At 75.9% G+C, this 17,146-nt stretch carries 12 protein-coding genes; 10 read left to right on the top strand and 2 right to left on the bottom strand.

The genetic code is table 11. The annotated features are described in order from the left end of the window. Window positions 1-242 precede the first annotated feature (242 nt). Window positions 243-1,580: a DEAD/DEAH box helicase gene (locus ACGH2B_RS05370; RefSeq protein WP_399084878.1), complete on the top strand. Its 1,338-nt coding sequence runs from the start codon at window positions 243-245 to the stop codon at window positions 1,578-1,580. A 131-nt stretch (window positions 1,581-1,711) separates the two neighbouring features. Here ACGH2B_RS05370 and ACGH2B_RS05365 read toward each other — a convergent pair whose 3' ends face one another. Next, window positions 1,712-2,737, bottom strand: a complete 1,026-nt coding sequence (locus ACGH2B_RS05365) for a TAXI family TRAP transporter solute-binding subunit (RefSeq protein ID WP_399084875.1) — start codon at window positions 2,735-2,737, stop codon at window positions 1,712-1,714. A 343-nt stretch (window positions 2,738-3,080) separates the two neighbouring features. Here ACGH2B_RS05365 and ACGH2B_RS05360 point away from each other — a divergent pair, with 343 nt between their 5' ends. Continuing rightward, entirely contained in the window at window positions 3,081-4,520 is a 1,440-nt protein-coding gene (locus ACGH2B_RS05360) for an FG-GAP-like repeat-containing protein (protein WP_399084872.1), read from the top strand. Between the two features lie 180 nt (window positions 4,521-4,700). On the opposite strand, the gene ACGH2B_RS05355 is transcribed toward ACGH2B_RS05360, so the two are convergent. Further along, a complete protein-coding gene (locus ACGH2B_RS05355) occupies window positions 4,701-5,750 on the bottom strand; it encodes a glucose 1-dehydrogenase (protein WP_399084869.1) in 1,050 nt (349 codons plus the stop codon). A gap of 211 nt (window positions 5,751-5,961) precedes the next feature. Between ACGH2B_RS05355 and ACGH2B_RS05350 the strand changes: the two genes are divergently transcribed. The 8 genes from ACGH2B_RS05350 (at window position 5,962) to ACGH2B_RS05315 (ending at window position 17,005) form a co-directional block, all read left to right on the top strand. Continuing rightward, on the top strand, window positions 5,962-7,398 hold the full coding sequence (locus tag ACGH2B_RS05350) for a sugar porter family MFS transporter (protein WP_399084866.1): 1,437 nt from the start codon (window positions 5,962-5,964) through the stop codon (window positions 7,396-7,398). Next, window positions 7,395-8,570, top strand: a complete 1,176-nt coding sequence (locus tag ACGH2B_RS05345; RefSeq protein WP_399084863.1) for an aromatic acid exporter family protein — start codon at window positions 7,395-7,397, stop codon at window positions 8,568-8,570. The genes ACGH2B_RS05350 and ACGH2B_RS05345 overlap by 4 nt, the downstream gene beginning before the upstream one ends. Window positions 8,571-8,679: 109 nt before the next feature. After that, window positions 8,680-10,167 (top strand): tRNA (N6-isopentenyl adenosine(37)-C2)-methylthiotransferase MiaB, encoded by a 1,488-nt coding sequence (gene miaB, locus ACGH2B_RS05340; RefSeq protein ID WP_399096728.1) that lies wholly within the window; start codon window positions 8,680-8,682, stop codon window positions 10,165-10,167. 576 nt (window positions 10,168-10,743) lie between these two features. Further along, window positions 10,744-11,457, top strand: coding sequence for a class III extradiol dioxygenase subunit B-like domain-containing protein (locus ACGH2B_RS05335; RefSeq protein ID WP_399084860.1), 714 nt, complete (start codon window positions 10,744-10,746; stop codon window positions 11,455-11,457). A gap of 99 nt (window positions 11,458-11,556) precedes the next feature. Further along, entirely contained in the window at window positions 11,557-12,495 is a 939-nt protein-coding gene (gene miaA, locus ACGH2B_RS05330) for a tRNA (adenosine(37)-N6)-dimethylallyltransferase MiaA (protein WP_399084857.1), read from the top strand. A gap of 107 nt (window positions 12,496-12,602) precedes the next feature. Beyond that, the gene (locus tag ACGH2B_RS05325) at window positions 12,603-13,178 is read left to right on the top strand and encodes a hypothetical protein (RefSeq protein WP_399096725.1); all 576 of its coding nucleotides are present in this window, start codon (window positions 12,603-12,605) and stop codon (window positions 13,176-13,178) included. 358 nt (window positions 13,179-13,536) lie between these two features. Further along, a complete protein-coding gene (gene dapF, locus ACGH2B_RS05320) occupies window positions 13,537-14,412 on the top strand; it encodes a diaminopimelate epimerase (RefSeq protein WP_399084854.1) in 876 nt (291 codons plus the stop codon). A 190-nt stretch (window positions 14,413-14,602) separates the two neighbouring features. Further along, on the top strand, window positions 14,603-17,005 hold the full coding sequence (locus ACGH2B_RS05315) for a RelA/SpoT family protein (RefSeq protein ID WP_399084851.1): 2,403 nt from the start codon (window positions 14,603-14,605) through the stop codon (window positions 17,003-17,005). The last annotated feature ends 141 nt before the right edge of the window (window positions 17,006-17,146 follow it).

Genomic DNA, 17,146 nt, shown 5'->3' with positions numbered 1-17,146 from the left:
CCCCGCGGGGCACCGGGCGCACCGCCGCCCGCCGGCGGACGGTACGCGCACCGCGACCGTCCGGCCCCGCCCCACCGCGCACCCGTACGCCTCGTGTCCCGAGTGCCGTCCCACGGGGGAGTGCGCGGTCGACACGACCACGCCTCACCTCACCCGAAGGGTCTTCAGTGACACGAGCGACCGCTCCGCGACGCAGCGCCGCACCCCGTACGCCGTCCCCTCGCACGCCCGCCCCCGCCCCCGTGGCCTCCTTCGAGGAGCTGCCGCTGGCCCCGGAGCTGCTGACCGCGCTCGGCGCGCAGGGCGTCACCGAGCCGTTCCCCATCCAGGCGGCGACCCTCCCCGCGACGCTCGCCGGGCGCGACGTCCTCGGCCGGGGCCGCACCGGCTCGGGCAAGACCCTCGCCTTCGGCCTCGCGCTGCTCGGCCGCACCGCGGGCCGCCGCGCGGAGAGCAAGCGGCCGCTGGCGCTGGTGCTCGTTCCCACCCGCGAACTCGCCGGCCAGGTCGCCGACGCGCTCGCCCCGTACGCCAAGGCGGTCGGGCTGCGGACCACCACCGTCGTCGGCGGGACGTCGATCAACCGGCAGACCGACGCGCTGCGCCGTGGCGCGGAGGTGCTGGTCGCGACGCCCGGACGGCTCGCCGACCTCCTCGACCGCGGCGCCTGCGCCCTCGACCAGGTCACCGTCACCGTCCTCGACGAGGCCGACCAGATGACCGACATGGGCTTCCTGCCGCAGGTCACCCGGCTGATGGAGAAGGTCGACCCGAACGGTCAGCGGATGCTGTTCTCCGCCACGCTCGACCGCAATGTCGACAAGTTGGTCCGCCGCTTCCTCAGCGACCCGGTCACCCACTCCGTGGACCCGTCGGCCGCCACCGTCACGACCATGGACCACCACGTCCTCTACGTCGACGACACCGACAAGCGCGCCACCGCCACCGAGATCGCCGCCCGTGAGGGCCGCGTGATCATGTTCGTGGACACCAAGCGCGGCGCCGACCGGCTCACCAAGCACCTGCTCGCCCAGGGCGTGCGCGCCGCCGCGCTGCACGGCGGCAAGTCGCAGCCGCAGCGCAACCGCACCCTGGAGCAGTTCCGCACCGGCCACGCCTCGGCGCTGATCGCCACCAACGTCGCCGCCCGCGGTATCCACATCGACGGCCTCGACCTCGTCGTCAACGTCGACCCGCCCACCGAGGCCAAGGACTACCTGCACCGCGGCGGCCGCACCGCGCGGGCCGGGGAGTCCGGCACCGTCGTCACGCTCGTCACCCCCGGGCAGCGCCGCGACATGACCCGGCTGATGCGCCAGGCGAAGATCACCCCGGACACCGCCGCGGTCCGCCCCGGCGACACCGAGCTGATACGGATCACCGGGGCCCGTACGCCCTCGGGCGAGCCGGTCCAGCTCGCCGCGCCCGCCCCGCAGCAGCCCGCCCGGCGGCGCCCCGCGGGCGGCGGACGGCGCAGCCCCGCGGGTGGCGGCGGAGCGGGCGGTGGCGCGGCAGGCGGCCGCCGCCGGCCGCGCCGCAGCCGCTCGGGCCGCCGCCCCGGCGGAACGCCCGCCGCCTGATCGGACGCCTCCGGGCGGCGCGGCTCCTGAGCGGTACGGCTCCTGAGCGGTACGGGCTCCTGAGCGGCGCGCGCCCCGGACGGCACGGCCCGGCCCCGGTTGACACACAACCGGGGCCGGGCCGCTTCGGTTCAGGGCTTCTCGGACACGTAGTACCGCCGCGCGCCCCGGTGCAGCGCCAGCGGATCGGTGAAGACCGCGGTCCGCAGGTCCACCTTCTGCGCGGCGTGCACCTCCTCGCCGATCGCGTCCCGGCTCCGTATCACCGTCCGGGTCATCGCCTCGGTCAGCGCCGCGTCCTGGCGGTCGGTGGTGACCAGCAGATTCGCCACCGCGATCGTCTTCACGCCCTGCCCGTGCTGCGCCCGCGGGTAGGCGTCGGCCGGCATCACGGCCTCCCGGTAGTAGCGCGATTGCCCGCCCTGACGGTGCAACGCGGCGGCCAGGTCGCCGAGTTGCACCAGCCGGACGGGGAAACGGGCCTCCAGGTGCTGCACCGCGGTGGTCGGCAGTCCGCCGGACCAGAAGAACGCGTCCAGCTTCCCGTGGCGCAGCAGCGCGGGCATGGTGTCGATACCGGCACGCACCGGGCGGATGTCCCGGTCGAAGTCGAGGTTCGCCGCCGCCATCAGCCGCCGGGTGATCAGTTGGACGCCCGAGCCGTCGGAGCCCACGCCCACCCGCAGGCCGCGCAGATCCTTCGCGGACCGCACCCGCGATCCCTCCGGCACGACCAACTGCATGTAGTCGTCGTAGAGCCGGGCGCAGGCGCGCAGCGAGCGGGCGCCGGGCTCGCCGCGCTCCCGGTACGCCGCGACCGCGTCGGCCGTCGCGATGGTGAACCCCGCCCGTCCGGACGTCAGTTGGCGCAGGTTGTCGATGGAGCCCTCGCTGCGTGCCAGCCGGACGTCCAGATGCGGCATGTCCCGGGCGAGGTCCTGCCGCAGCAGCTCGCCGTAGCGGGCGTACACCCCGGTGGGGACGCCCGTCGCCAGGGTCACGGTGCCCCGGGGGGACGGGGCGCCGCCCAGGGGCAGCAGCCACCACGCGAGCAGCGCGAGCGCCACCGCGGCGCAGGCCACGGCGGGCAGGGGGCGGCGCACGGCCCCGGCGAGGCGCCGGGGGAGTGCGGAGAGCGACGAGGACGCCGGGAACATGACCGGAATCCTGCCAGGGCGTGTCCGGAAGGGGGAGGGGTGCGGGCCGCGCGGTCGCGCGGCGCGCGCCCGTCCACCGGGCGGCGCGGGCGCTCCGTCCCCCAACGCCGGTGCGGGCGAAGGTGATCACCGGGCAATCACGGAGCCATCACAAGGCAACGGGGACGCAACCGGAAGGCGGCTTCCGGGTGTCCTACGGGGGTGACCTGCCGCTCCCCGGGGTGCGACACGGCCCGTGGAGCGCCGGATCGCACCCCCGCGGCGGGGGACGGGGGCGGTGCCCGGTGGACCGGGCGCCGTACGAACGCAGCGACAGACCGATCACCGATCTCCAGGAGGCCGAGTGCGTAAGCGCACCAGGGGAGCGATAGCCACGGGCGTGGGAGCCGTCGTCGCGGGGGCGCTCGCCGTCACCGCGGGCGCCGTCACGTCCGGTGGTACCGATCCCGGCAGCACCCCCCGGGCAGCCGCCGAGAAGACCGTGCTGAAGGAGGACTTCAACGGCGACGGCTACGACGACCTGGCCGTCGGCGCCCCCGGGACGGAGGGCAACGCCGGGTACCTCACCGTCGTCCACGGCTCCGCGCACGGGCCGGACCCGAAGACCCGCACCGTCATCGACGCGAGGACGCCCGGTATCCCGTCCGTCGAGGGCCGGTTCGGGGACACGCTCGTCGCCCGTGACCTCGACGGCGACGGCGTCACCGACCTCGCCGTCCTCGTGGCCGGGCAGGAGGACACCCTGCTCGCCCTGTGGGGCACCAAGGGCAAGGGGATCAGCGGTGAGGGCGCCGTCGTGCTCGGCCACGCGGACAAGGCCGTGGGCGGCGACTTCGACGGCGACGGCCACCAGGACCTCTTCACCACCGCGTACGGGCAGGAGAAGCGCGCCGAACTGCTCCAGGGACCGTTCACCCGGGACGGCGGGCCCGCGCGGAAGCAGACCGTGTCGGTGGCCGACGGCGACTCCGAGACGCTGTCCCTGGCCGCGGGCGACTTCAACGGCGACGGCGCCGACGACGTGTACGTGGCCCGCGCCATGGAGGAGTCGGCCCGGCCCGGCGCCCTCTTCCTCGGCGGCCCGAAGGGGCTGACCAAGCAGACCGACAAGGGCCCGCAGGCGCTCCCCGCCACCGCGGGCGACTTCAACGGTGACGGCCGCGCGGACCTCGCCTGGCGTGAGGCGCCCGACGGCATCGTCGAGGGCCCCTGGACCGACTCCGGCACCGTCAAGGTCCGCTACGGCGCCGCCTCCGGCCTCGGCAGCCGCACCGACACGTTCACCCAGGCCACGCCCGGCGTACCCGGGGCGAACGAGGAGGGCGACGTGTTCGGCGCGTCGCTCTCCGCCGGTGACACCGACGGCGACGGCTACGACGAACTGGCCGTCGGCGCCCCCGGCGAGGCCATCGGCGCCAAGGCCAAGGCCGGTTCGGTGGTGCTGCTGAAGGGCTCGGCCAAGGGGCTGACCGGCACCGGTTCGCTCGCCTACAGCCAGGACACCCCCGGCGTGCCCGGCGTCGCCGAGGCGGGCGACCTGTTCGGTGCCGCCGTGCGGCTGCTGGACACCGACGGTGACGGCCACGCCGATCTGACGGTCTCCGCGTCCGGTGAGAACGGCGGCCACGGCGCCGTCTGGTCCGTCCCCTCCGGTGACCCGGCCCGCGGCGGCGTGACGTCCTTCGCCCCCGCCGACGTCGGCGCCCCGGCGCGTCCCGCCCTCTTCGGCGACACCGTCAACGGCTCGACCCCGTCCCCCTACTGGGGCCTCGACGAGAGCTGACCCCGCGCCCACCGGCCCCCGTCCGCACGCCGGCGGGGGCCGGTGGCGTGCCCGGGGAGCGGTGCGGCGCCCCGAGGGGGCGTGTGGCGTACCGGGGCGGGCGCACGGCGCGGGGTGTGCGGCGGGCGCCTCCGGGTGCCGCGGTGCCGCCCGCCGTCCGGCCGCCCCGTACGGGTCCCGTCAGTCCGCCCGCAGGTCCACGACGACCTTCACGTCCTTTGGGCCCTTGCGCAGCGCGTCGGCGAAACCGCTCATCGGGACGCGGCGGGTCAGCAGCCGCTCCAGCCAGGCACGGTCGGCCCGCGCCAGCGCGTCGGCCGCCTGCTCGTAGTTGCGGCGCGCGGCGTTCACGGAACCGAAGAGCACCGCGTTCTTCAGCACGATCTCCTTGTTCAGCAGATCCGCGCCGACGGGTACCGTCGCCGTCGCCGAGGAGAGCCCGGTCAGGCAGATGACGGCGCCCGGGGTGACGATCCGGGTGAGCGGACCGATCAGCGGGCCGTGGCCGGTGCACTCGATGACGACGTCCGGGCGTACACCGAGGGCGTCGGGCGTACCGGTGTGGAACGTCGCCCCCAGATCCGCCACCAGCCGCGGCTTCGGCCCCTCGCCGTTGAGGTCCAGCACATGGACCTCCAGACCCCGCTGCACCCCCAGCAGCGCCGCGAACAGGCCGACAGGACCCGCGCCGGTCACGAGCGCCACCTCGGGGCGGCCCGCCGTCCGGGTGAGGATGCGTTCGGTCTGCTCCCACGCCTTGGCCAGCACCGACACCGGCTCCAGCAGCACCCCGCAGTCCTCCAGGGCCGGATCGAGGCGGACCGCGAACTCCGGTGGCAGGGACCAGAGTTCGGCGCCGTAGCCGTGCAGCTCCTTGATGCCGCGCTCGGTGTAGCGGTCGTTGCGGCAGAAGTCCCACTGGCCGTCGGCGCACGCGGCGCACGGCTCCGGGTCCGGCCGCCGCACGATGCCCGCGACGCGGTCCCCCGGGGCGAAACCCGAGCCCTCCGGCGCCGTCAGGACCGTGCCCAGCGACTCGTGCCCCACGACCAGCCGGTCCTGCCCCGGTGGTGGCGCCCCGTATCCCTGCTCGACGATGTCGGCGTCCGTCCCGCAGATGCCCAGCAGGTCCCCGCGCACCAGGAGGGTGTCCGGCGCGGGATCGGGTTCCGGCACCTCGGACACCCGCACCTGAGCGGGGGATCCTGGCACCACCGTGATGGCCCGCATGCTGCCGCCTTCCCGTGGCGCGGATGCTCGGGCACCGCGCCACGCGTCGATCCGGAACCAGCCGGTCCGTAACAGCCTGCCGTGGCCCGCACCGCCCCGCAATCGCAGCCGCCCGGCCCCGTACGGACAGGTTTGGGCGCCGGGCGGATCAGGAACCTCTGCTGAGCGCGCGGCACCGTGCGCGGCGACGACCGTGGCGTGGAGGCAGAGCGTGGTACAGGGCTTCTCCCGGGAACCGGGCACCGAAGGACCGCTCGACGAGGTGCCGCCCGCCGGGCTGCGCAAGATCCGGCGCTGGGCGTCGGTGATCGCGCTCGGCGGCTTCCTCTTCGGCTTCGACACCGGAGTCGTCTCCGGCGCGCTGCTGTTCATCAAGAGGGACTTCGGGCTCGACGCCGCCGAACAGGGCGCCGTCGTCAGCGTCCTGCTCATCGGCGCGATGGCCGGCGCGCTGGGCGCCGGACGCCTCGCGGAACGCCTCGGCCGCCGCAAGGCCCTCGCCCTGGAGGGCACCGTCTTCCTCATCGGCACCGCGCTCGCCGTCCTCGCCCCCGGCTTCGCCGTGCTGCTCGTCGCCCGGGTGGTGCTCGGACTCGCGGTCGGCGCCGCCTCCGCGACCGTCCCCGTCTACCTGTCGGAGATCTCCCCGCCCGACATCCGCGGCCGGGTCCTCAGCGCCAACCAGCTCATGATCACCGTGGGCATCCTCGTCGCCTACCTGATCAACCTGGCCTTCGCCGGCAGCGGGAACTGGCGCGCGATGTTCGCGGTCGGCGCCGTCCCCGCCGTGCTGGTGGTGGCCGGCGCCATGTTGCTGCTCCCGGAGTCGCCGCAGTGGCTGATCCTGCACGACCGGCCCGACCGGGCCCGGAAGATCATCGCGTCGGTCACCAACGACGCCACCGCCGACCGGCTGCTGGAACGCGCCCGGCAGCGCCGCGCCCGCCACGCCGGCGAGGAGTCCGGCACCGCCAAGGGCACCGGACGGCGTGCCCTGCTGGCCCCCGCGGTGCGGCCCGCGCTGATCGTCGGCCTCACCCTCGCCGCGGTGCAGCAGTTCGGCGGTATCAACACGATCATCTACTACGCCCCGACGATCATCGAGCAGACCGGTCTGACCGCCTCCAACTCGATCTTCTACTCGGTCTTCATCGGCGTGGTGAACCTCGCCATGACCCTCGTCGCGATCCATCTGATCGACCGCTGGGGACGCCGCCGCCTGATGCTGATCTCCCTGACCGGCATGGGCGTCACGCTCGTCCTGCTCGGGCTGTCCTTCGTCGCCGGCTGGGGCTCGGGGATGCCGCTGGTCTTCATGCTGCTCTACATCATCGCGTACAGCGGCGGGCTCGGACCGGTCTTCTGGGTGCTGGTCGGCGAGCTGTTCCCGCCCGCCGTCCGCTCCCGCGGCTCCAGCGTCTCGACCACCACGAACTGGGCGTCCAACTTCGTCGTCGGGCAGGCGTTCCTGCCCGTGGTCCAGGCGATCGGCCAGGGCCCGACCTTCTGGATCTTCGCCGCGGTCTGTGCCGGCGCGCTGCTCTTCGTGGCCCGCTTCGTCCCCGAGACCAAGGGCCGCACCTTCGAGGAGGTCGACGCCGCGCTCCGGTCCCGCTTCCATCCGCACACCCCGGCCCCCGCGCGGTGAGCGCGGGCCGCCCCGGGCCCCCGCCCTCCGGGGCGCATCCGGGGGCCCGCCGCACCGGCGCCCGCGACCGGATCGAGGCGGCGGCCTGGCCGGTGCTCCAGCAGACCGCCGCGGTGACCGCCTCCTGGGTGGTGGCCACCCACCTCATCTCGCACCACCAGCCGTTCTTCGCCCCCATCGCCACCGTCGTGGCGCTGAACGCCTCCCGCGGTGAGCGCGGCTCCAACGCGGTACGGCTGCTCGTCGGCGTCGTCGTCGGCATCCTCGCCGGTGAGGCGGCGCTGCTCCTCCTCGGGCACGGCGCCGCCGCGCTCACCGTCGCCACCTGCGTCGCGCTGGTGGCGGCCCTGGCGCTCAGCGACGAACGGATCGTGCTCGCCCAGGCCGCGGCGAGCGCCATCCTCACGGTGGCCACCGGGGTCCGCGGCTCGGGGATCAACCGGCTCACCGACGCCCTCATCGGCGCCGGCGTCGCCCTCCTGGTCAGCCAGGTCCTCTTCCCCGCCGAACCGATCGCCCTGCTGCGCCGCGCCGAGACGGCCGTGCTGCACACCCTCGCGGACGCGTTGCGCCACACCGCCGACGCCCTCACCCGCGGCGACACCCGCTCCGCACGTCGGGCGGCCCGCCTGCTGACGGACGCGCACGAGCCGCTGGCCGAGGTCGCCCGGATGCGCGAGGCCGGCCACCACGCCGCACGGCGCACGGTCCGATGGTGGGGGCGCACGGACGACATCGCGCGCGAGGTGGCGTACGCGGGGGAGCTGGCGCCCCTCACCCACAGTTGCCTGGCGCTGATCCGGGTGGCGGCGGACACCCCCGCCGCCCGCCGGGGGCCCGTGATCCGCGCCGTCGCCGCCTTCGCCGACGCGGTGGCCACCCTCGCCGCCGCCCCCGGCGACCACGCCACCCGCAGGGGCGCGGCGGAGGAGGCGCGGGCCGCCGTCCGCGATCTCACCCGCGACGAGGCCGGCGCCCCGTACCCCGAGCGGTCGGTGACGGGCGCCGCCGCCCGTGCGGCCGCCACCGATCTGATGCGCTTCGCCGGCGTCGCCCCCGAACAGTGCCGGGACACCGCCTTCGCCCCCGGCGCCGCCCCGCTCGACCTCCCCGCCCCGCCGCTCGCCCCGCGCGGTCTGCCGGGCCTGCCGCCGCGCCGGGGCCGCCGCTGACCGGCGGCGTCCGGTCCCGTACGGGCCCCGCCCCGTCGCCGGGGGACACCCGCTCCCCGCACCCCCTTACCCTTGTGAGGTGACCAGCAGCAGGGACCGGAGTTGTGACGTGGGCGTTGAGCGAAGCTACGAGATCCGCACCTACGGGTGCCAGATGAACGTCCACGACTCCGAACGGCTCTCGGGCCTCCTGGAGGACGCCGGCTACGTCCGCGCCCCCAAGGACGCCGACGGCGCCGACATCGTCGTCTTCAACACCTGCGCGGTCCGCGAGAACGCCGACAACCGCCTCTACGGCAACCTCGGCCAGCTCGCCCCCAAGAAGGCCGCCCGCCCCGGCATGCAGATCGCCGTCGGCGGCTGCCTCGCCCAGAAGGACCGCGACACCATCGTCAAGAAGGCCCCCTGGGTCGACGTGGTCTTCGGCACGCACAACATCGGCAAGCTGCCGGTCCTGCTGGAGCGCGCCCGCGTCCAGGAGGAGGCGCAGGTCGAGATCGCCGAGTCCCTGGAGGCGTTCCCCTCGACGCTGCCCACCCGCCGCGAGAGCGCGTACGCCGCGTGGGTCTCCATCTCCGTCGGCTGCAACAACACCTGCACGTTCTGCATCGTCCCGGCGCTGCGCGGCAAGGAGAAGGACCGCCGGCCCGGCGACATCCTCGCCGAGATCGAGGCGCTGGTCTCCGAAGGCGTCTCCGAGATCACCCTCCTCGGCCAGAACGTCAATGCCTACGGCTCCGACATCGGCGACCGCGAGGCGTTCTCCAAGCTGCTGCGTGCCTGCGGGAGGATCGAGGGCCTGGAGCGGGTCCGCTTCACCTCCCCGCACCCGCGCGACTTCACCGACGACGTCATCGCCGCCATGGCCGAGACGCCGAACGTCATGCCGCAACTGCACATGCCCCTCCAGTCCGGCTCCGACCGCGTCCTGAAGGCGATGCGCCGCTCGTACCGCCAGGAGCGCTTCCTCGGCATCATCGAGAAGGTCCGCGCCGCGATGCCGGACGCCGCGCTCTCCACCGACATCATCGTCGGCTTCCCCGGCGAGACCGAGGAGGACTTCGAGCAGACCCTCCACACGGTCCGCGAGTCCCGCTTCGCCCAGGCGTTCACCTTCCAGTACTCCAAGCGCCCCGGCACCCCCGCCGCCGAGATGGACGGCCAGATCCCCAAGGAGGTCGTCCAGGCGCGGTACGAGCGCCTCGTCGCCCTCCAGGAGGAGATCTCCTGGGAGGAGAACAAGAAGCAGGTCGGCCGCACCCTGGAGGTCATGGTCGCCGAGGGCGAGGGCCGCAAGGACGACGCCACCCGCCGCCTCTCCGGCCGCGCCCCCGACAACCGCCTCGTCCACTTCACGCGCCCCGAGGAGCCGGTCCGCCCCGGCGACATGGTGACCGTCGACATCACCTACGCCGCCCCGCACCACCTGCTGGCCGAGGGCCCCGTCTCCGCGGTCCGCCGCACCGCCGCGGGCGACGCCTGGGAACGCCGCAACGCCGCCCCCGCCGCCAAGCCCGCCGGCGTCATGCTGGGCCTGCCCACCATCGGCGCCCCGGCCGCCGCCCCCGCCCCGACCGGCGGCTGCGGCTGCGACTGAGGGACGTGCCCCGGCGCGGCCGCACCACTGTGCGCCGCGCGGGGCGGACTCCGTGTGCCGGGACGGGCCGCCTTGCTGGGCGGCCCGTCCCGCTGTGTGCGCCACGAGGCGGCCGCCGTATCCCCTGGGACGACGCCCCGTCCCGCCGCGCCACGCGCCCACGGCGGGCTTCCCGCTCGGCGGGGCCGCGGATTTTGTCCCGGGCAGCCGCGTGCCCACGGCCCGCCCCGTCCGGATACGCGGCCACGGCCGGCTTCCCGCCCCGTGCGGCTCACGGTGTGCCCCGGGCGGAGGCGCGGCCCCGACTTGTCCCCGTCCCACGGGGCGGACCTCCTGCCCCGTGGGACGGGGACGGATGCTTTCGCCCGGGCGCCCGCGCGGCCCACGGCTCACCTTCGGCCGGGTACGAGCCCCCCGGCTCGTCCCCCTCCGGGTTCGCGGGCCCCGGCTCGTCCCCCTCCGGGTACGCGGCCCACAGCGGCCCCCGCCCCGTGCGGATACGCGGCCCGTGGCGGGAGGAACCGTGGGTGGCGGCCCGGCTGGGTGCCGTCCCCCGTGCGGGCTACGCTGCCTGCCATGCTCGTAGCCGCCGCCCTGTGCCCGTGCCCGCCCCTGCTCGTCCCCGAGGTCGCCGCCGGCGCCGCCGGTGAGCTGGACCCGCTCCGCGCCGCCTGCCGGGAGGCCGTCGGCGCCCTCGCCGCCGCCCGCCCCGACCGGCTGGTCGTCGTCGGCCCCGCCGACCGGGCCGGACAGGGCCCGTACCCGCAGGGCGCCACCGGCTCGTTCCGCGGCTTCGGCGTGGACCTCGACGTCGCCCTCGGCGCCGCGCCGCACCCGCCCGAGCGCCCGCTGCCGCCCTCGCTCGCCGTCGGCGCCTGGCTGCTCGCCCACGCGGCCCCCGTCGACGCCCCCGTCACCGGCCTGGGCGTGGACACGGCGCTCGCCCCCGAGGACTGCCTGGAGGCGGGCCGCGAACTGGCCGCGTCCGCCCCCCGGGTGGCGCTCCTGGTCATGGGCGACGGCAGCGCCTGCCGCACGGTCAAGGCCCCCGGCTACTTCGACCCCCGCGCCGCGGACCACGACGCCGCCCTCGCCCGCGCCCTGGGCGCCGCCGACACCGAAGCCCTCGCCGCCCTCGACCCCGAGGAGGCCGCCTCCCTCCAGGTGACCGGCCGCGCCCCCTGGCAACTCCTCACCGGCGCCGCCCGCGCGGGCACCCCCCTCCGCGGAACGCTGCGCTACGACGAGGCGCCGTACGGGGTGGGGTACTTCGTCGCCAGTTGGGGATAGGCGGGGCGCCCCCGCGTCCCGGCGGGCGCCGCCTGTGGTCCGCCCCGTGCGGACCGGCCCCGGGCCCCGGCCACCGGTGAGGTTTGGGAGACTGGCTCCGTGAACACCGCAGTCCCCGCTCCGCGGGTCATCGCCGTCGTCGGGCCCACCGCGGCCGGGAAGTCCGATCTGGGGGTCGCGCTCGCCGCGCACCTGGGCGGCGAGGTGATCAACGCCGATTCCATGCAGCTCTACCGCGGGATGGACATCGGCACCGCCAAGCTCACCGAGGCGGAGCGGCGGGGCGTCCCGCACCACCTCCTCGACATCTGGGACGTCACCCGCGCCGCCAACGTCGCCGAGTACCAGCGCCTGGCCCGCGCCGAGATCGACCGGCTGCTCGCCGAGGGCCGCACCCCCGTCCTCGTCGGCGGCTCCGGGCTCTACGTACGCGGTGCCCTCGACGCCCTGGAGTTCCCCGGCACCGACCCGGAGGTCCGCGCCCGCCTGGAGGCCGAGCTGGCCGAGCTGGGCAGCGGCGCCCTGCACGCCCGGCTCGCCGCCGCCGACCCGGAGGCCGCCCGCGCGATCCTGCCCGGCAACGGCCGCCGCATCGTGCGCGCCCTGGAGGTCATCGAGATCACCGGCCGCCCCTTCACCGCCAACCTCCCCGGTCACGAGGGCGTCTACGACACCCTCCAGATCGGCGTCGGCGTCGAGCGGCCGGAGCTGAACGACCGCATCGCCCGCCGTGTCGACCGCATGTGGGAGGACGGACTCGTCGACGAGGTACGCGCTCTGGAGGCCGTCGGACTGCGCGAGGGCCGCACCGCCTCCCGCGCCCTCGGCTACCAGCAGGTCCTCGCCCACCTGGCCGGGGAGTGCACCGAAGCGGAAGCGCGTCAGGAGACCGTACGGGCCACGAAACGGTTCGCCCGGCGGCAGGACGCGTGGTTCCGCCGCGACCCCCGGGTCCACTGGCTCAGCGGCGCCGAGGCCGACCGCGCGGAACTGCGGCGGCACGCGCTTTCCCTCGTCGAACGACCGGTCACAGCCTGATCACGTCATGGCATCGGGACGCTCCGCCCGTCATCGGGGCCCCGGAGCGCGTGTCATCATCAACCGTCGATCGAGCGTGCAGTCTGCAGTGGGGAGGGCGCGTGGCAATGGAGGCCGGCCCTCGTGACGGAGCGCAGCAACCGGACCGGAACGGCACCGGCACGGCGCCGCGCGATCCCAAAGCCCCGGCGCCGCACCCCGGGGACGCCGCTCCGTATGCCGTTCCCGGCGGCCCCGCCGATGATCTTCCGGAGCCGGACGGCACCGCCCTCCAGGCCCCGCGGAGTCCCGCGCTGGACGGCTCCGACGGGCCCGATGCCGAGGAGCCGGCCGCCGAGGGCGGCGAGTCGTTCCGCGAGCTGCGCCCGCCGCGGCGGCTGCGGCTGTGGCAACTGGCACCGGTCGTGGCCCTCGCCGCCGTGGGCTCGCTGATGTTCGCCTTCCCCCTCGCCTTCGAGTTCGGCGGCGACGGCGGCGCCCCCATCGCGATGCTCGGTCTGCTGCTGTGCTGCTGCGCCGCGGGCTGGGGCATGATGGCCGCCCGCCGCGTCGGCCACACCTGGCCCGGACTTCCCACCCGCGGCTCCGGCCGCCGCGCGAGCTGGCGGGTGATCCTCGCCTACACCGCCGTGGTGGTCGTCCCCGCCGCCCTCGCCATCTGGCGCGTCACCCGCCTCCGCTGAGCCCACGGGGCCCGGCTCCGGCAGCCCGCCGGGCCACGGGGCGGGAGCTGCCCCGTACGCCGAGCCTCGCACGCCGCCCCGTACCGGTCCGCCGTACGCGCCCCACGCCTCCACCGGGGTGTGAGCCGCGCGCCGGGCCGTCCCGTACCGCACCAGCCGTACGCGCCTCGTGCCCTCCTGCCGGTGCGTGCCGCGCCCCGTGCGCCGCGTGTGTGCGCGACGCCCCACGCGCCCGCCCCACGCCCTCGTACCGCCCCGTGCGGCCCGCTCCGCCGTACGTGCCCACGCCCCCGCCCGGCCCCGTGCCGCCGTGGCGCCCCGCGTGCCGGATCGTCCCTGCGGCCCGTACGATTCAGGGGTGAGCACCGCAGCGCGTATCGACTTCCTCAAGGGCCACGGCACCGAGAACGACTTCGTGATCGTTCCGGACCCGGACGGCCGGCTCGACCTGACCGCCGCCGAGGTCGCCCGGATCTGCGACCGGCGGGCCGGGATCGGCGCGGACGGCGTGCTGCGCGTCGTGCGGTCCGCCGCCCACCCCGAGGCGCGGGCGATGGCCGGTGAGGCCGAGTGGTTCATGGACTACCGCAACGGTGACGGATCGGTCGCCGAGATGTGCGGCAACGGCGTCCGGGTCTTCGCCCGCTACCTCCTCCACGCCGGACTGGCCGAGGCCGGGGATCTCACCGTCGCCACCCGTGCGGGGGTCCGCCGGGTGCACCTCGCCAAGACCGGTGACGTCACCGTCGGCATGGGGCGCGCCGAGCTGTCCGAGGGCGGGGCCGACATCACCGTGGGCGAGCGCACCTGGCCGTCCCGGAACGTCAGCATGGGCAACCCGCACGCCGTCGCGTTCGTCGAGGACCTGGCCCACGCCGGCAACCTCCTCGACGCCCCCGGTGTCGCGCCCGCCACGGTCTACCCGGAGGGCGTCAACGTCGAGTTCGTCGCCGACCGCGGACCGCGCCACGTCGCGATGCGGGTGCACGAGCGCGGCTCCGGCGAGACCCGCTCCTGCGGTACCGGCGCGTGCGCCGTGGCCGTCGCCACCGCCCGCCGCGACGGCATCGACCCGGCGCTGACCGGCACCCCCGTCACGTACACCGTCGACGTCCTCGGCGGCACCCTGGAGATCACCGAACTGCCCGACGGGACGGTGGAGATGACCGGGCCCGCCGTGATCGTCGCCGAGGGGACCCTCGACCCCGCGTGGCTCGCCGGGGAAGCGGCCTGACCGTACGCCGTCGCACCGCCGCCCTCCCAAGACACGGCCGCCGCCGGGAAGTTCGCTCGAACGGGTGATCCGTTTCGTAGGGGGGAGGGGGCGGGCAACGGCGCGTGGTGGGCTCGGTAGCATCAACCACCGGCCCGGCCGCTCAACCGACGGCGCCAGACCGCCGGTCGACTCGCTGCCGGAGGTGCCCATGAGCGCAGAGGCCACGAACCCTGGAAACCCGGACACGGCCCGGAGCCGCCGTGGCCTGCCCCGCCCCGCGCTGCGCGGACTGCGCCGCATCGGCCGGGCCGCGCTGCTCGGCCCGGCGCCGCGCGGCGGTCTGCCCGACGCGCTGGAACACGTCGCCAAGGTCCACCGCGGCCACCATCCGGACGCCGACCTCGCCATCCTCGCCAAGGCGTACACGCTCGCCGAGTCCTCGCACCGCGGCCAGATGCGGAAAAGCGGCGAACCATACATCACCCACCCGCTCGCGGTGACCCTCATTCTCGCCGAACTCGGCGCGGAGACCACGACGTTGACCGCCTCGCTGCTCCACGACACCGTCGAGGACACCGAGGTGACGCTCGACCAGGTGCGGGCGGAGTTCGGCGCCGAGGTCCGCTATCTCGTCGACGGCGTCACCAAGCTGGAGAAGGTCGACTACGGCGCCGCCGCCGAACCGGAGACGTTCCGCAAGATGCTCGTCGCCACCGGCCACGACGTCCGCGTGATGTCGATCAAACTCGCCGACCGGCTGCACAACATGCGCACCCTCGGCGTGATGCGCCCCGAGAAACAGGTCCGGATCGCCAAGGTCACCCGCGACGTCCTCATCCCGCTCGCCGAACGCCTCGGCGTCCAGGCCCTCAAGAGCGAGCTGGAGGACCTGGTCTTCGCGATCCTGCACCCGGAGGAGTACGCCGCCACCCGCCGCCTGCTGCGCGCGCACGCCGGGCGCCCCGACCCGCTCGCCGCGCTCGCCGGCCGGATGCGTACGGTCCTGACCGACGCCGGTATCGACGCGGAGGTCCGGCTGCGGCCCCGCCACCTCGTCTCCGTGCACCGGGTGCGGCGCGCCCGCGGTGAGCTGACCGGCGCCGACCTCGGGCGGATCCTGGTGCTCGTCCCCGAGGACGCCGACTGCTACGCCGTCCTGGGGGAGTTGCACACCTGCTTCACGCCCGTCGTCTCGGAGTTCAAGGACTTCATCGCGGCCCCCAAGTTCAACCTGTACCAGTCGCTGCACACCGCCGTCGCGGGCGAGGCGGGGGAGATCGCCGAAACGTTGATCCGCACCCACCAGATGCACCGCGTCGCGGAGGCCGGGGTGATCGCCCTGGGCAATCCGTACGCCCCGGCGGCCGGTGCGGACGCGCAGGACGGCGAGCGGGCCGACCCGACGCGCCCCGGGTGGCTCTCCCGCCTCCTGGAGTGGCAGAGCGCCACCCCCGATTCGGACACCTTCTGGTCCTCGCTCCGCGACGATCTCGCCCAGGACCGTGAGATCACCGTCTTCTGCGCCGGGGACCCCGCGCCGGCGGGCCGCGCCGCGGGCGCCCGGCCCGTCGGGCTGCCCGCCGGATCGAGCTGTGTGGACGGCGCGTACGCCCTGCACGGCGAGGACGCGCACCGCTGCATCGGCGCCCGGGTCAACGGCCGCCTGGTGCCCCTCTCCACCGTGCTGCGCGACGGCGACGGCCTCCACCTGCTGATGGCGCCCGACGCCGCCGCCGGACCGTCCCCGGAATGGCTCGACCACACCCGCACCCCCGCCGCCCGCCTCGCCATCGGCCGCTGGCTGGCCGAGCGCGGCGCGCACCCGGAGACGGCACGGACAGCGGGCGACGGGGCGGGCGCCCCGGCTGCTTCCGCGCCCCCGGACGGAGCGGCCACGGGCGGCACGGTTCCCGCCGCGGACGCACCGTCCCCGGTCGCCCCGGGGGCGCACGGTGACGGGGCGCGCGACGCCGCGTCGGGCGCCCCCGAAGACCGCCCCGCCGACGGGTCCCCGGACCGCCCGGCCACCGGGCCGGCCGCCCCGCGCACCCCGGCCGGGACCACCGGCCCCGCCGCCCCGGGCGAGGCGTCCGGGCCCGGCTCCCCCGAGGACGAGGGCCCCGGCCCGGTGCCCGAGGCCCTCGCCGTCGACGGCCTGCCCGACGCCGCCGTCCGCCTCGCCGGGTGCTGTACGCCGGTACCGCCCGACGCCGTCACCGGATTCGCCGTACGGGGCGGCAACGTCACCGTGCACCGCGCCCTGTGCCCCGTGGTGGCCCGGATGGCCGCCACCGGGCGGGAGCCGGTCGGGGTGCGCTGGCACGGCACCGGCCCGGCCGGGCACGGCTGCCGGGTCACGCTCCGCGCCGAGGCGTTCAGCCGCCCCCACCTCCTCGCCGACCTCACCGAGGCCATCGCCGTCCAGGGCGCCGCCGTCATCTCCGCGGCCGTCGAGCCCCCCTACGAGCAGCGCGTCCGCCACACCTACACGCTCCGGCTGTCCGACGCCGCCGCGCTGCCCGCCCTGCTGCGCGCCATGCGCCAGGTGCCGGGCGTCTACGACGTCACCCGGGCGGTCAAGCCCCGCCGGGCCCGGGCGCCGCGCCCCTGACGCCCCGGGCCCGTCGCCGCACCGGGTCGCGCGGTGCCGCCGCGGCGGGGCGTGCACGCCACCGGACGCGCCCCCTGCCCGAGCCGGTGACCGGGGCGCGCCGCCCACCGAACACACCCCCGCCCCGCGCCCGCGTATACG

The sequence above is a fragment of the Streptomyces sp. BBFR2 genome, from assembly GCF_044497305.1.
Taxonomy (GTDB): Bacteria; Actinomycetota; Actinomycetes; order Streptomycetales; family Streptomycetaceae; genus Streptomyces.
This window is presented reverse-complemented; position numbering and strand designations above follow the sequence as displayed.

What these genes read in the sequence shown, in the direction of transcription:
- ACGH2B_RS05365 (WP_399084875.1), bottom strand. Translation starts at nt 2,737, where the DNA reads ATGTTCCCGGCGTCCTCGTCGCTCTCCGCACTCCCCCGGCGCCTCGCC.
- ACGH2B_RS05355 (WP_399084869.1), bottom strand. Translation starts at nt 5,750, where the DNA reads ATGCGGGCCATCACGGTGGTGCCAGGATCCCCCGCTCAGGTGCGGGTG.
- ACGH2B_RS05335 (WP_399084860.1), top strand. Translation starts at nt 10,744, where the DNA reads ATGCTCGTAGCCGCCGCCCTGTGCCCGTGCCCGCCCCTGCTCGTCCCC.
- ACGH2B_RS05325 (WP_399096725.1), top strand. Translation starts at nt 12,603, where the DNA reads ATGGAGGCCGGCCCTCGTGACGGAGCGCAGCAACCGGACCGGAACGGC.
- ACGH2B_RS05315 (WP_399084851.1), top strand. Translation starts at nt 14,603, where the DNA reads ATGAGCGCAGAGGCCACGAACCCTGGAAACCCGGACACGGCCCGGAGC.